This is a genomic window from Streptomyces sp. NBC_01352, from assembly GCF_036237295.1.
Lineage (GTDB): Bacteria > Actinomycetota > Actinomycetes > Streptomycetales > Streptomycetaceae > Streptomyces > Streptomyces plumbiresistens.
Window position 1 is genome coordinate 849,148 of the sequence record NZ_CP108354.1, and the last position, 13,339, is coordinate 862,486.

At 70.9% G+C, this 13,339-nt stretch carries 12 protein-coding genes; 3 read left to right on the forward strand and 9 right to left on the reverse strand.

Annotated features, from left to right (window positions below; translation table 11 throughout):
* Positions 1-93 precede the first annotated feature (93 nt).
* The 5 genes from OG252_RS04170 to fabG are packed head-to-tail and all read right to left on the reverse strand — an operon-like array spanning position 94 to position 5,597.
* On the reverse strand, positions 94-888 hold the full coding sequence (locus OG252_RS04170; protein WP_329333775.1) for an SDR family NAD(P)-dependent oxidoreductase: 795 nt from the start codon (positions 886-888) through the stop codon (positions 94-96).
* 16 nt (positions 889-904) lie between these two features.
* Complete coding sequence (locus OG252_RS04175; protein ID WP_329333777.1) at positions 905-2,113, reverse strand: acetyl-CoA acetyltransferase; 1,209 nt, start codon at positions 2,111-2,113, stop codon at positions 905-907.
* The gene (locus OG252_RS04180) at positions 2,113-3,549 is read right to left on the reverse strand and encodes an OB-fold domain-containing protein (protein WP_329333779.1); all 1,437 of its coding nucleotides are present in this window, start codon (positions 3,547-3,549) and stop codon (positions 2,113-2,115) included. The genes OG252_RS04175 and OG252_RS04180 overlap by 1 nt, the downstream gene beginning before the upstream one ends.
* 1 nt (position 3,550) lies before the next feature.
* Complete coding sequence (locus tag OG252_RS04185) at positions 3,551-4,801, reverse strand: acetyl-CoA C-acetyltransferase (protein WP_329333782.1); 1,251 nt, start codon at positions 4,799-4,801, stop codon at positions 3,551-3,553.
* A gap of 49 nt (positions 4,802-4,850) precedes the next feature.
* On the reverse strand, positions 4,851-5,597 hold the full coding sequence (gene fabG, locus OG252_RS04190) for a 3-oxoacyl-ACP reductase FabG (protein WP_266451832.1): 747 nt from the start codon (positions 5,595-5,597) through the stop codon (positions 4,851-4,853).
* Between the two features lie 111 nt (positions 5,598-5,708).
* Here fabG and OG252_RS04195 point away from each other — a divergent pair, with 111 nt between their 5' ends.
* Positions 5,709-6,926, forward strand: coding sequence for an acyl-CoA dehydrogenase family protein (locus OG252_RS04195; RefSeq protein ID WP_266451831.1), 1,218 nt, complete (start codon positions 5,709-5,711; stop codon positions 6,924-6,926).
* On the opposite strand, the gene OG252_RS04200 is transcribed toward OG252_RS04195, so the two are convergent.
* Together OG252_RS04200 and OG252_RS04205 are read right to left on the reverse strand one after the other, a co-directional pair.
* Positions 6,923-7,501 (reverse strand): DUF2889 domain-containing protein, encoded by a 579-nt coding sequence (locus OG252_RS04200; protein WP_329333785.1) that lies wholly within the window; start codon positions 7,499-7,501, stop codon positions 6,923-6,925. The genes OG252_RS04195 and OG252_RS04200 overlap by 4 nt on opposite strands.
* Positions 7,498-8,331 (reverse strand): enoyl-CoA hydratase-related protein, encoded by an 834-nt coding sequence (locus tag OG252_RS04205; protein WP_329333787.1) that lies wholly within the window; start codon positions 8,329-8,331, stop codon positions 7,498-7,500. Before OG252_RS04205 ends, OG252_RS04200 begins: the two co-directional genes overlap by 4 nt.
* A 193-nt stretch (positions 8,332-8,524) precedes the next feature.
* Here OG252_RS04205 and OG252_RS04210 point away from each other — a divergent pair, with 193 nt between their 5' ends.
* Positions 8,525-9,328, forward strand: a complete 804-nt coding sequence (locus tag OG252_RS04210) for a FadR/GntR family transcriptional regulator (RefSeq protein ID WP_266451828.1) — start codon at positions 8,525-8,527, stop codon at positions 9,326-9,328.
* Between the two features lie 130 nt (positions 9,329-9,458).
* Positions 9,459-10,640 (forward strand): amidohydrolase family protein, encoded by a 1,182-nt coding sequence (locus tag OG252_RS04215; RefSeq protein WP_266451827.1) that lies wholly within the window; start codon positions 9,459-9,461, stop codon positions 10,638-10,640.
* A gap of 105 nt (positions 10,641-10,745) precedes the next feature.
* Here OG252_RS04215 and OG252_RS04220 read toward each other — a convergent pair whose 3' ends face one another.
* Positions 10,746-11,873 carry a serine hydrolase domain-containing protein gene (locus OG252_RS04220; RefSeq protein ID WP_329333790.1) on the reverse strand — a complete coding sequence of 376 codons (1,128 nt, stop codon included), beginning with the start codon at positions 11,871-11,873 and terminating at the stop codon, positions 10,746-10,748.
* Positions 11,863-13,335 carry a class I adenylate-forming enzyme family protein gene (locus tag OG252_RS04225; RefSeq protein WP_329333792.1) on the reverse strand — a complete coding sequence of 491 codons (1,473 nt, stop codon included), beginning with the start codon at positions 13,333-13,335 and terminating at the stop codon, positions 11,863-11,865. Before OG252_RS04225 ends, OG252_RS04220 begins: the two co-directional genes overlap by 11 nt.
* Between the last annotated feature and the right edge of the window lie 4 nt (positions 13,336-13,339).

Sequence of the window (13,339 nt, forward strand, 5' to 3'; positions counted from 1 at the left end):
GTGCCCGGACCGTAGGAAGGGTTCATTTCTTCACAATTGCCACCCGGTAAAAACGCTGCCCTGTTCGGCGGGGGAAGGAATTCGGCCAACTCCTCACCCGGAGCGCAGGTCCGCCACGTACGGCTGATGGGACAGCAGCCCGCCGTCCACGCGCAGGGTGTGCCCGGTGATGAAGGCCGACTCGTCGCAGGCGAGGAAGACGACCGCCGACGCGACGTCCTCCGGGCGCCCCAGGCGCGGGGTGAGGTGATGGCGGAGCATCGCCTCCCGGATCGCCCCGTGCGCCGAACCGGAGCTGGCCGGCGTGACGATGAACCCCGGCGCGATGGCGTTGCAGCGCACGCCCTGCTTGCCGTACTGGGTGGCGACGTACTGCGTGAGATTGATGAGGGCGGCCTTGGAAGCGCCGTACGCCGGGTTGCGCAGGTCGCCCGCGAGGCCGGACCCGGACGAGGTGTTGATGATCGAGCCGCCGCCGCGCGCGACCATGTGCGGGACGGCGGCCTGGATGGCGACCATGGTCCCGCGGAGGTTGATGCGCATGGTGTCGTCCCAGACCCCGGGGTCGGCCTCCACTACGGCGAGGTCCTGGCGGGCGGCCAGATGAGTGGCCGCCGCGTTGTTGTGCAGGACGTCGAGACCGCCGTACGTCTCGACCGCCGCGGCCACCATGGCCCGTACGCTCTCGACGTCACCGAGGTCGACCGGGACCGCTGTCGCGGACCCCCCGGCGGCACGGATCTCCTCCGTGACCGCCTTGGCTCCCTCGGTGTTCAGGTCTGCGACGACCGTGTGCGCGCCCTCGGCCGCCACGCGCCGCGCGGTGGCGGCGCCGATGCCGGAAGCGGCCCCGGTGACGATGGTGATCTTTCCTTCGAGTCGCCCCATGGCCGAACTGCCTTTCCTAGTCGGAGAGTTGGCTGCCGACCACCGACACGAACGAGACGCATTCGCCGGGGCCGCCACCGAGGTTGTGGGTCAGGGCGAGCGAGCGTCCTTCGGCCACGGACTGCACTGTCCGCTCGGCCGGTGCCTCGCCCCGCAGTTGGAGCCACGCCTCGAACATCATGCGCAGGCCGGAGGCGCCGATGGGATGGCCGAAGGCCTTCAGACCGCCGTCCGGGTTGACCGGCAGCGAGCCGTCCAGGTCGAACGCCCCGCTGGTGACGTCCTTCCATCCCTGACCGCGCTCGGAGAAGCCCAGGTCCTCCATCAGCACCAACTCGGTGGGCGTGAAGCAGTCGTGGACCTCGGCGAGGGCGAGTTCGGCGCGCGGGTCGGTGATGCCGGCCTGCCGGTACGCCTCCTGGGCGGAGGCGACGACCTCGGGGAAGGTGGTGAAGTCGTACTCCGGGTCGAGGAGCCCGTCCGCCGGACCCGCGACGAAGGACAGGGCCTTCACGAAGATCGGCTTGTCGGTGTACTTGTAGGCGTCCTCGGCACGTACGACGATCGCGGCGGCCGAGCCGTCGGAGACCCCGGAGCAGTCGAACACGCCGAGCATGCCCGCGACGATCGGGGCCGACCGGATGCGCTCCAGCGGGACCTCCTTGCGGAACTGCGCGCGGGGGTTGCGGGCCCCGTTGACGTGGTTCTTCCAGGCGATGCGAGTGATGACGTCCTTCATCTCCTCCTCCGCCAGGCCGTACTTGGCGGCGTAGGCGGGAGCGAGAAGGGAGAAGTTGGCAGGGGCGGTGATCTCCCCGCGGCTGTCGTCGCCCGCGCCCGGGATGGCGGTGCCGGACAGCCCGGACATGCCGGAGTCCTTGAGCTTCTCCACGCCGACGGCCATCGCCACGTCGTACGCCCCTGACGCGACGGCGTAGCAGGCGTTGCGCAGGGCCTCGGAGCCGGTCGCGCACATGTTCTCGACGCGGGTGACCGGCTTGTTCGGCAGGTGGAGTGCCCGGCTCAGAGTCAGCCCGGACACGCCGGAGGCCTGCGTGCCGAACCAGTACGCGTCGATGTCGTCGAGGGTGATGCCGGCCGAGGTGACCGCCTCGCCGACGGCGTCGATCAGCAGGTCGTCCGCCGAGCGGGTCCAGTGCTCGCCGAAGGGCGTGCAGCCCATGCCGACGATCGCGACCCGGTCCCGTATTCCGTGCGAGCCCATCAGTGTGTCCCCTCGGTCTCGCCCGTGCGCACCGGCCGGGCCTTCCAGAAGTAGTTGTGGACTCCGGACGCGGTGACCGTGCGCCGGAACGTCATCTCCACCCGGGCGCCGATGACGGCGTCGGCCTCGGTGGCGTCGGTGAGCTGGCACCGGAACCGGCCGCCGCCGTCGTAGTCGACGACCACGACGAGCATCGGCGGACTCGGCGTGGCCGCCAGGCGGTCGACGGTGAACGTGGCGACCGTGCCGCGCACGTGCGCCATCGGCTCGTCGGTCATGGCGTCGACGCTCCGGCACGACACGCACACTCGGTCCGGCGGCAGGTGCCGGGTTGCGCACTTCTCGCACCGGGAGGCGACGAAGCCGTACTTCCAGCTCGTGCGGCGGTGTGCGGGCGGGGCGTAGGGCGGCTCCGGGTCCGGCCGGCGAGGTGGTTCGCGGTCGAGGAGACCGCGCCAGGACAGATACGTGGCATACGGCATCGGGGCGCTGCCCGCGGCGATCTGCGCGGCGACCGGGCGGGCCGCGCGGTGTGCGGGGAGCGCGTCGGTGGCGCGCAGCAGCAGGACTCCGGCGCCGTCACCGAGGACCACGAGGGCGATGATCTCGCCCGGCCGGGCCCGGTCCAGGACGTCGGCGAGGAGCAGGCCGGGCTGGGCGGTGCCGGCGTTGCCGATCGCCCCGGTGAGGTCCGGGGTCACCGCCTCGGGTCGGACGCCCGCCGTGCGCCGGACGGCCGTGCAGGCACGCGCGTGCAGTCCGGAGACGACGAGGTGGTCGATCGCCCCGAGGTCGAGGCCCGCCTGGTCGAGGGCGGCGCCCAGCGCCTTGTCCGCGAGGGACACGTAGATCTCCTCGGCGAAGCGCTCCTCCCAGACCCGGGAGGCGGGCGCGCCCGGCAGCCGCCAGCGGTCGAGGATCTCGTCGCTCACCGTGTCGTGGGCGAGCAACTCCGCGATGACCGGGGCCCCGTTGCGGTGTCCGCCGAAGACGAACGCCGCCGCGCCGTCGCCGCCCGCGACCTCGTCGCCGCCGCCGGGCAGGCCGGTGCGCAGGTCGGACAGGACCGTCAGGGTCGGTACCGGGGACCGGGCGGCCGTGACGAGGGCACCGAGGCCGGACCGCACGGAGCCGGCCATGTCGGCGGCGAGCACGTGCTCGTCGAGGCCGAGCGCGGCGTGGACGGCGGTGGCGTTCGTCTTGTCGAGATAGGCGGGTGCGGCGGTGGCGAGGAAGAGCTGGCTGACACGGGCGCGCAGGCCGTCGCGGGCCAGGGCGCCGCGGGCCGCCTCGACGGCCATGGACGTGGTGTCCTCGTCGTAGCCCGCGACCGCGCGGGTCCCCTTGCCCCCCTTGCCGCCCAGGGCGGCTGCGACATCCGTCCGCGCTAGGCGGTGGTACGGCACGTAGGCGCCGTACGCGATCAGTCCGGCCATGTCAGCGTCCTCCATGAGCGTGGGTTGCGTCGGTCGGCCGTTCGAAGACGGCGGCCAGGCCCTGGCCTCCGCCGAGGCACATGGTCTCCAGGCCGTAGCGGGCCTGGCGGCGGTCGAGTTCGCGCAGCAGGGTGGCGAGGATGCGGCCGCCGGTGGCGCCGACGGGGTGGCCCAGCGAGATGCCGGAGCCGTTGACGTTGAACCGCTCGAAGTCGGGCTCGGTCAGGCCCCATGCGCGGGTGCAGGCCAGTACCTGGGCGGCGAAGGCCTCGTTGAGTTCGATCAGGTCGATGTCGGCGAGCTTGAGTCCGGCGCGCTCCAGGGCTCTGGCGGTGGCGGGTACCGGCCCGATGCCCATCGTCTCGGGCGGTACGCCCACGACGGCCCAGGAGACCAGGCGGCCCAGCGGACGCAGGCCGAGTTCGGCGGCGCGCTCGGGATGGGTCACGACGCAGAGCGCGGCGCCGTCGTTCTGCCCGCTGGCGTTGCCGGCCGTGACGGTCGCCTCGGGGTCCTGGCGGCCGAGCACGGGGCGCAGCGACGCGAGCTTCTCCAACGAGGAGCCGGGACGCGGGTGTTCGTCGGTGTCGACGACCGTCGCTCCCTTCCGGGTGTGCACGGTGACGGGCACGATCTCGTCCGCGAACCGGCCTTCCCGCTGGGCCGCGACGGCCCTCTCGTGCGAGCGCAGGGCGAGCCGGTCCTGCTCCTCGCGGGGGATCTCGTACTCGCGGCGCAGGTTCTCGGCGGTCTCCAGCATGCCCCCCGCGACGGGGTGGTTGACGCCCCCGGAGGTGACCCGGCCGCGGGCCAGCCGGTCGTGCAGCGTGGTGCCCGCTCCGCGCACTCCCCAGCGGACGTCGGTGGTGTAGAACTCGGCCTGGCTCATCGACTCCACGCCACCGGCCAGCACCAGGTCGCTCGCGCCGGTCTGCACCTGCATCGCGGCGGTGATGATCGCCTGGAGTCCGGAGCCGCAACGGCGGTCGATCTGCAGTCCCGGCACCTCCACCGGCAGACCGGCGTCCAGGGCGGCGACGCGGCCGATGGCCGGGGCCTCTCCGTTGGGATAGCACTGGCCCAGCAGGACGTCGTCCACGGCTGCGGGGGGTATGCCGGTGCGTTCCAGTACGGCGCGGACGACCGTGGCGGCGAGTACGGCCGCCGTCACGTCGCGGAAGACGCCGCCGTAGCCGCCGACGGGGGTACGCACGGGTTCGCAGATCACCGCGTCACGCAGGAGGGCGGGCATCGGGTGGGCCTTTCGTGAGAGGTGAGTGGCACGGGCGTGGGGGCGGCGCTCACATGTACCGGCCGCCGGTCACCTCGACCACGGCTCCGGTGACGTAGCTCGCCAGGTCGGACGCGAGGAACAGGACGACCTGGGCGACCTCGGCCGGCTCTCCGGCACGCCCCATCGGGATCTCCGCGAGCTTCGACTCCCAGGCGGCCTGGGGCATCGCCTCGGTCATGGCGGTGCGGATCAGGCCCGGCTGTACGGCGTTGACGCGGATGCCCGCTTTCGCGAGTTCCTTGGCGGAGGCCTTGGTGAGGCCGACGAGTCCGGCCTTGGCCGCGCTGTAGTTGGTCTGCCCGAAGTTGCCGACCTTGCCGGCGATGGAGGAGATGTTGACGATGCTGCCGCCCTGTCCGTGCGCGCGCATCGCCTCGGCGGCATACCGGGTGCCGTTCCAGGCGCCGGTCAGGTGCACGTCGACAACGGCGCGGAAGTCGGCGAGAGCCATCTTGCGCAGGGTCGCGTCCCGGGTGATCCCGGCGTTGTTGACCATGACGCCGACCGGTCCGAAGATGTCGGCGCAGTGGGTGACGAGGGCGGCGACCTCGTCCTCGTCGGTGACGTCACAGCGCAGCGAGGTGGCGGCCACGCCGTTCTTGGCGAGGCGTTCGGCGGCTTCCGCCGCGGCGTGCTCGTTGATGTCGCCGAGGACGACGGACGCGCCCTCGGCGGCGAGGACGCCTGCGATCTCGAAACCGATGCCCTGTGCGCCGCCGGTGATCACCGCGTTCCGGCCGTCCAGCAGTCCCATGTCAGCCCGCCCCGACTCGACGCTATTCCTCTCAAATAGATAACCTATTATGCTGAAACAATCAATACAGCGATCGACTGTGCGAGCGGGCCGGACGAGGAGAGAACCCAGGTGGACATCAGCTATCCCCCGGAGACCGAGACCTTCCGCACCGAGGTCAGGGCGTTCCTCGCCGAGACGCTGCCGCCGGAATGGAAGGGCATCGGCGCCCTCGACGAGGACAGTGCCTGGGCCTTCGCCCGCGACTGGCGCCGCCTGCTGGCCGAGCGCCGCTACCTCTCCCTGACCTGGCCCGAGCAGTACGGCGGCCGTGGCCTGTCCAAGCTCCACCAGGTCGTCCTGATGGAGGAACTGGCCCTGGCCGGTGTGCCGTTCGGCCTGCCGCAGGACACCTTCGGCGTGAAGATGCTGGCGAACACGCTGCTGCGCTGGGGTACGGAGGAACAGAAGAGCCACTTCCTCCCCCGCATCCTCAGCGGTGAGGACACCTGGTGCCAGGGCTACTCGGAGCCGGACGCCGGCTCGGACCTCGCCTCCCTGAGGACGCGCGCGGTGCGGGAGGGCGAGGAATGGGTGATCGACGGCCAGAAGGTGTGGACCTCCGGTGCCCATCACTGCGACTGGATCTTCGTCCTGGCCCGCACGAACCCGGACGCCTCCAAGCACCGAGGCATCTCGTTCCTGCTCGTCCCGCTCGACCAGCCCGGCGTCGAGGTGCGGCCCTTCCGCATGATGAGCGGACAGCTGCACTTCAACGAGGTCTTCTTCAACGGAGCCCGCACCCGCGCCGATCTCGTCGTCGGCGGCGTCGACAACGGCTGGACGGTCGCCCAGAGCCTGCTGGGCGTCGAGCGCGGGGAGGAGGCCGCGACGAACCCCATCCTCTTCAAGGCGGAGGTCGAACGCCTCGTCGAGCTGGCGCGTCTGCACGGCAAGGACCAGGACCCGGTCGTCCGGCAGCGGATCGCCTGGTGCTGGTCGAAGGTCGAGATCATGCGCTATCTCGGCTATCGCATCCTCACCGGCTGGCTCAAGGGCGCCGACCCGGGCCCCGAGACGTCGATCGCCAAGCTGTACTGGAGCGAGTACCACGCCGAGGTCACCGATCTGGCGATGGACATCATGGGCCTGCACGGCCAGGTACCGGTCGGCCGTCCGCCCCTGCGCACCTACCGCACCGACGACCCCGGCGCGGCGAACTCGTCGGGGTCCTGGTCGACGACGTACCTCATCGCCCGCTCGGGCACGATCTACGCGGGCACGTCCCAGGTGCAGCGGAACATCCTCGCGGAGAAGGTGCTGGGGCTGCCGCGTGAGCCACGGATCTAGGATTCGCCAGGGTTCTTGAAGGTTCTGAGCTCCGGCACCGGGCGCGGCCCGGTGCCCGGGACCCAGCCCGCGTCGAGCTTGCGCAGGCCCACCCCGTTCGGCGCCCAGATGTGGCAGCTGTTCAGCACGCCCGCCGTGGAGCGCGGGTCGTGGGACTGCTCACCGGCGTAACGCAGGCCCGCGTTCGCCGAGATGGCCGCCTGTACGACCGCGGGGCCCAGGACGCGGGCCAGCTCGTGCAGGTGCGAGCAGCCGGACACTCCGCGGAACCGCTCCTGGATCGCCCGGTTGTATCCGGCGGCGACACTGAGCCCGACCAAGCCGTCGAACACCGGAGTGATCAACGGACACTCGGCGTGCGGGAAGGTCCGCATCTCCGCGTCGGCGTGCACGATGACCATGTCGGCAAGGCGTATGCGGACTCCGAGCACCATCCGGTGGACGACGCCCGCCGACGGCTCCGCCCAGGGACGCACGTCGCTCAGTTCCGCCTCGACCGAGATCTCGTCACCGTCCTCCGCGTACGCGGTGACGGTGATCGTGCGGCGGTGCAGCGGGAGCTCGGAGCGTGTCATGAGGAGGCCTCCCTCGGGAGCGCCGGGGCGGGGGCCTCCCCCAGCCCCGCGAACTCCGGCTGCCTGCGCTCGATGAAGCTGCGCACGCCCTCGCGGTAGTCCGGGGCGCGTTTCGCCGTGGCCAGGAGGGCGGCCGCGTGGTCGCGGCTCTCGGTGAAGGTCCTCGTCTGGTCGTCTGCGAGCTGCCGCTTGATGAGGGACATCGCGTACGGGCTGGCCGACCGGGCGAGTTCGGTGGCGTACGCGAGCGCCGCCGGGAGCAGGTCCTCCGGCTCGACCAGGCGGTTGACCAGCCCCATCGACAGGGCCTCCGGCCCGGTGACCCGGCGCGAGGACAGCAGCAGATCGGCGGCGTTGCCGTAGCCGACCAGCCGGGGCAGGACCCAGGACACGCCGTCCTCGGCCACCAGCCCGCGCGCGCTGAACGCGGCGGCGAACTTGGCGTGCGGCACGGCGAACCGGACATCACACATCAGCGCCTGGTTGAACCCGATGCCCGCACAGGCGCCGTTGACGGCCGCCACCACGGGCTTCGGGAAGGACATGGGCCGGGTGCGCGGGGGCAGCTGGTCCGTCGGCCACGGGCGGGCACCTGACGACGCCGCGTCCAGCACGCTCATGTCCATGCCCGGACAGAAGCTGCGCCCCGCGCCGGTGAGCACCACGGCGCGTACCCGCGGATCCATCTCCGCGCGGTCGAACAGCTCGTTGTAGAGCAGCTCCATCTCCAGCGTCCAGGCGTTGTGCCGTTCGGGCCGGTTCAGGGTGAGCAGCATGACTCCGTCGTCGGTGAGCTCGGTGAGGATCACCGGGGCCGGGTTCTCGGTCATCGAGGTCACTCCCACGGGGTCCGTTGGCTTGGATTTGCTTGACCGACCTAGCTTTATAGATAGATGAATCATCTATATACCCAACAGCCGTCCGAGCACCAGCTCAGGTCGCACAAAGAGACGATCACCGATGCCTTGACCTGGTACCCTCGATGCACTAAGACGATTCATTTAGCTATACGAGGAGCCCACCGTGGCCGAGGCAGCCCGCACCGCAGAAACGGCGACCGTGCCAGTCCCCGCCCGCAGCCGCGTCGGACGCCAGGTGCGGGTGCCGAAGACCGCCGAACTGGTCGCCGGGCACCTGCGCCGCCAGATCGTACGGGGCGAGCTGAAGCCCGGCGACGCGCTGCCGCCGGAGTCGGGGCTGATGGAACAGTTCGGTATCTCGCGGCCCACGTTGCGCGAGGCCTTCCGGGTGCTGGAGTCGGAGTCCCTGATCACGGTGCGCCGCGGCGCCCACGGCGGCGCCCGGGTGAGCGCGCCGGACTCGGATGTCGCCGCCCGCTTCGCCGGCCTGATCCTCGAGTACCGCGGCGCCACCCTGGGCGACATCTACCGTGCCGCGGCCCTGATCGAGCCGCCCTGCGCCCGCCAGCTCGCCACCAAGCACACGGCGGACGACATCAAGCGCCTGCGCGACGCGGTGGCGGCCGAGAAGGCCGTCATGGACGACCCGCTCGCCCTGGTGGACGCGCAGGACGCCTTCCACGCCCTGCTGATCGAACTCACCGGCAACCAGACCCTGATCCTGCTGTGCGGCATGCTGCGCAACATCATCGACCGGGCCAACGCCTCGTACACCGCGGGCGCGGCCGATGCCGAGGCCCAGAAGGCGCAGGCCCTCAAGGGCCACCGGGCGCATGTGCGGATGGTCGGCCTGATCGAGTCCGGCAAGGCGGACGAGGCCGAGAAGCTGTGGCAGCGGCACATCTCCAGCGCCGACGACGTCGTCAACGCCGCGGGGCCCAAGACGGTGCTCGAGCTCCTGGACTGACCAGCGCCCCTGCGGCAGACCACGCCGCTCACCGCGGCGAGCCGATCCCCACTCCCCCTTGCGCTCAATAAACAGTTAGATAATTATAGAAGGCGTACTGAATAGATCCTGGGGTCCGGAGGCGACGGCCATGGCCGAACAGCGCAAGCGCATCTTCGACTGCGACCAGCACATGTACGAGGAGCGGGACTCCTTCACCCGCTACCTTCCGAAGGAGTTCCTCGGTGCGGCGGTCGCACCGGTGACCCTGCCGGACGGGCGGGAGGTGATCCTCGCCGGGGACCGGATCGTCGTATGTCTGGAGCCGGAGTTCGGGCAGGTCTACCGCCCCGGCTCGCTGAAGGAGATGCTCAAGGCGATGGCCTCGGGCAATCCTGAGGAGACCTACCAGTTCGAGCCGATGCACGAGTCGTACCAGAACCGCGAGGCCCGGCTGCGGGTCATGGACGAGCAGGGACTGGACCAGACGATCATCTATCCGGGCGGCTGGGCACTGGTCGCCGAGGAGTACGTGAAGGGCGTCGAGCCGCTCTACGCCAACTACCACTCCTTCAACCGGTACATGAACGAGGTCTGGGGCTTCAACCACCAGGGCCGCATCTACGCCCCCGCGCTGCTGTCGCTGCGCGATCTGCCCAGCGCCGTCAAGGAGTTGGAGTACGTCCTGGAGCAGGGCGCCCGCTTCATCCTCATGCCCACCGGTCCGGTGTACGGCCGCTCGCCGGGTGACCCGTACTTCGACCCGTTCTGGAAGCTGGTCAACGAGGCCAAGGCCAGCGTCTGCTACCACATCAGCGAGTTCTACTACAACTCGCAGGTGGCGCCCGCCTGGGGCTACGACCCGCACCCCATCCACTTCCGGATGTCGGCCTGGCAGTGGCAGAACACCTACGGCCAGCGTCCCGTCGAGGAGACGCTGTCCGCGCTGATCTTCGACAACCTCTTCGGCCGTTTCCCCGACATCAACGTCCTGGTGTCCGAGTTCGGCTCCGAGTGGGTGCCGCACTTCGTGCGTCACATGGACAAGAGCCGGGGCATGGGCCGCAACGGTCCGTGGATCGGCGGGCAGTTGGACGAGCGTCCCAGCCAGGTCTTCCGCAAGCACGTCCGCGTGGTGCCCTATCCCGAGGACGACATCGTGAACGTCGTCCAGCGCCTCGGCTACCACGAGTCCATCGTCATGGGCTCCGACTTCCCGCACGCCGAGGGTCTGGCCGACCCTGCCGACTTCCGCAAGCTCATCGCGGAGCTCGACGAGTCCGCCCAGGACGACATCATGTACAACAACGCCCAGCAGCTGATCAGCCGCTGAGCGTCGCAGGAGAGAGAGGCTCGGAGCCCGGTACCGGAATTCGGTACCGGGCTCCAGTCTGTGGAATCAGTCCGTGGAATCAGTCTGAGGAATCAGTCTGGGGAATCAGTCCGTGAGATCCGCTGCCAGGTTCGCGATGTTGGTGAGCAGCGCTGTGCCGCGCCGGGAGTGGTCGTAGCCCGCGAGGGGGTAGCCGTTGCTCAGGCAGGCGAAGGACAGGCCGGACTCCGGGTCCAGGAAGCCGAGTTGGTAGGCGGCTCCGGCGCTGCCGAAGAGGGCGGGCGAACCGGTGGACGGCAGGTTGCTCCCCGCGTCCGGTCCGGCCACGGTGACGAACAGGCCCATGCTGGTACGGCGGTTGGAGCCGCCCCCGTAGATCTGCTCCCCGTGCGGGTGGTCCGTCAGCCGGATCCGGGTGCCCTCCGCCACGGCCTCCGGCTTCCACAGGCCGGAGTGTTCCAGCGCCTGGAAGTACAGGGCGACGTCGGCGGCCGTGGCGACCAGGGCGTGACTGGGTTCCCCGGCCGCGAGCACCCGCGGGTCGGACAGATACCAGGGGCCCCAGGGATCGGCCTCCTGGTCGTCGCTCGTCCGGTCGGTGGCGGTCATCGGGGCGACGGTGCCGGCCTGCCGGTCGACCGCCACACCGAGTTCGACCGAGGTCAGGCCGAGCGGCCCGGTGATCCGCTCGTGCAGGTACTCGGCGAAGGCCAGGCCCGTACGCCGCTCGACGATCTCGGCGATCAGCCAGGCGGCCGAGGTGAGATGGAACTGGAAGCGGCTGCCCGGCGGGGAGTCGAGCCGCCACCGGCCGAAGGCTGCGAGCCGCTGTTCGCGGTCCAGCATCTTCGGGTACCCGAGCGGTGCGAAGGGGAAGCCGGCGGTATGGGTGAGCACCTGCTCGACCGTCACCTCCTCCTTCCCGTTCGGCGCGAACTCCGGGATGATCGCGGCGACGTGCTCGCCCACGTCCAGCAGGCCATCGCCGATCAGCTTCCACACCGCACCCGCGACGATGGACCGCCCGACGGACTGCAGCACGTAGCGCGTGTCCGGTTCGGCATCCCCCCAGGTCTCGAAGGCCACCAGCCTCCCGCCCCTCGCCACGGCAACCTGCGCGGACGGCAGGGGACCGTGCTCGACCTCCAGGCGGATCCGGCGCAGGAGTACGTCCAGCCGGTGCGGGTCGACCCCCGCGGTCTCCGGCGCGACGAGCGTCCGGTCAAGCGTCACGTGGTTCTCCTTCGCGAACGGCGGGCTCCCGCAGGCTTCGGCGTAGGACCTTGCCGTTCGCGTTGCGCGGCAGGTCGGGTACGAACCACCAGCGGACGGGGACCTTGAACCCGGAGAGCCGGGCGCGGGTGTGGCTTCTGAGCGCCGCCGGCCGGGGCGGGGCGCCGGGATCGGCGGGAACGACGAAGGCGACGACGGTCTGCCCGAGCCGCTCGTCGGGAACGCCGGTGACCGCGACGTCCGCCACGCCGGGATGCGCGGCCAGGACCGTCTCCACCTCCAGCGGGTGGACGTTCTCGCCACCGCGGATGATCATGTCGGTCCGCCGGCCGAGCAGGTAGAGATAGCCGTCCTCCGCCACCCGGCCCAGGTCGCCGCTGTGCAGCCAGCCTTCGGCGTCGATCCGGAAGAGGTGGTCGGCGCGGGCCTGGATCTCGCCGATGCCGTCCGGCCCGGGATCGTGGACCCTTACCTCGACACCGGGGGCGGGCCGTCCCACCGAGCGCAGCAGTTCGGTGCGTCCGGCCACCGCTTCCCGGTGGTCCTCGGGGGTGAGCACGCTGATCGGTGAGCCCTCGGTCTGGCCGAACATGTTGAGCATGCGGACGCCGGGCATCGCCTCGTAGGTCCGGCGAAGAGTGCCGGGGCGGACGGGCGCGCCGCCGTACTGGAGGGTTCGCAGCGTTTCGTGGCGGGCCTGTCCGGCCGCCAACAGGGTCTCCAGCATCGCCGGGACCATGCTGGTGTGCGTGGTGCCGAGGTCCCGCAGCAGGGTCCAGCCCTCGACCGTGAAGCGGGGCAGGCCGGTGACCAGAGCGCCCGCGGCGAGCGCGACGGCGATATTGCCCAGACCGGCGATGTGGTGGAAGGGCGCGCTGCCGCCGTAGAAGCTGTCGGGGTCGAGCCCGCACAGCCGCCCGTTCACCCGGGCCCGGGCGGCCAGGCGCCGCTGGCTCATGGGGACCGGCTTGGGCAGGCCCGTCGTCCCGGAGGTGTGCAGGACGGCGGCGAGGTCGTCGGGCTCGGCGGTCAACGACCTCGCGCTGGTGGGTAGTTCGGGCACGATGGCGATCCGTCGGCCGGACAGTTCGGCGACCTGCCTACCGAGGTCGGCGAACTCCGGCTGAGCCAGCAGGACGTGGGACCGTGTCCCCTTGACCACCGCGGCGATTTCGTACGCCGTCATGCGGACGCCGAGCGGTGCGAGCGGCTGGCCGGACCCTGCACCGCCGATCACCAGCGCGAGGGCGTCGGCGGAGGTGGCGACCAGTGCGGGGACCGGTTCACCGGGCTCCAGGCCGAGAGTGTCCAGCCAGTCGGCCGCGCCGGCCGCACGGTCGAGGAGTTCGCGTCCGGTCCAGGACAGGTCGCCGAACCGGACGGCGGCGCGGGCGTGGTCGTATGCGCGGCTCACCAGGGCGGTCCAGGTGGCCGCCTGTACGCCTTCCTGCGCGGCGCCCATCGGC

Coding starts and splice junctions, on each gene's coding strand:
- OG252_RS04170 (WP_329333775.1), bottom strand. CDS start 888: ATGGGGCGACTCGAAGGAAAGATCACCATCGTCACCGGGGCCGCTTCC.
- OG252_RS04205 (WP_329333787.1), bottom strand. CDS start 8,331: ATGACCGAGAACCCGGCCCCGGTGATCCTCACCGAGCTCACCGACGAC.
- OG252_RS04215 (WP_266451827.1), top strand. CDS start 9,459: ATGGCCGAACAGCGCAAGCGCATCTTCGACTGCGACCAGCACATGTAC.
- OG252_RS04185 (WP_329333782.1), bottom strand. CDS start 4,801: ATGCCCGCCCTCCTGCGTGACGCGGTGATCTGCGAACCCGTGCGTACC.
- OG252_RS04175 (WP_329333777.1), bottom strand. CDS start 2,113: ATGGGCTCGCACGGAATACGGGACCGGGTCGCGATCGTCGGCATGGGC.
- OG252_RS04200 (WP_329333785.1), bottom strand. CDS start 7,501: ATGACACGCTCCGAGCTCCCGCTGCACCGCCGCACGATCACCGTCACC.
- fabG (WP_266451832.1), bottom strand. CDS start 5,597: ATGGGACTGCTGGACGGCCGGAACGCGGTGATCACCGGCGGCGCACAG.
- OG252_RS04225 (WP_329333792.1), bottom strand. CDS start 13,335: ATGGGCGCCGCGCAGGAAGGCGTACAGGCGGCCACCTGGACCGCCCTG.
- OG252_RS04180 (WP_329333779.1), bottom strand. CDS start 3,549: ATGGCCGGACTGATCGCGTACGGCGCCTACGTGCCGTACCACCGCCTA.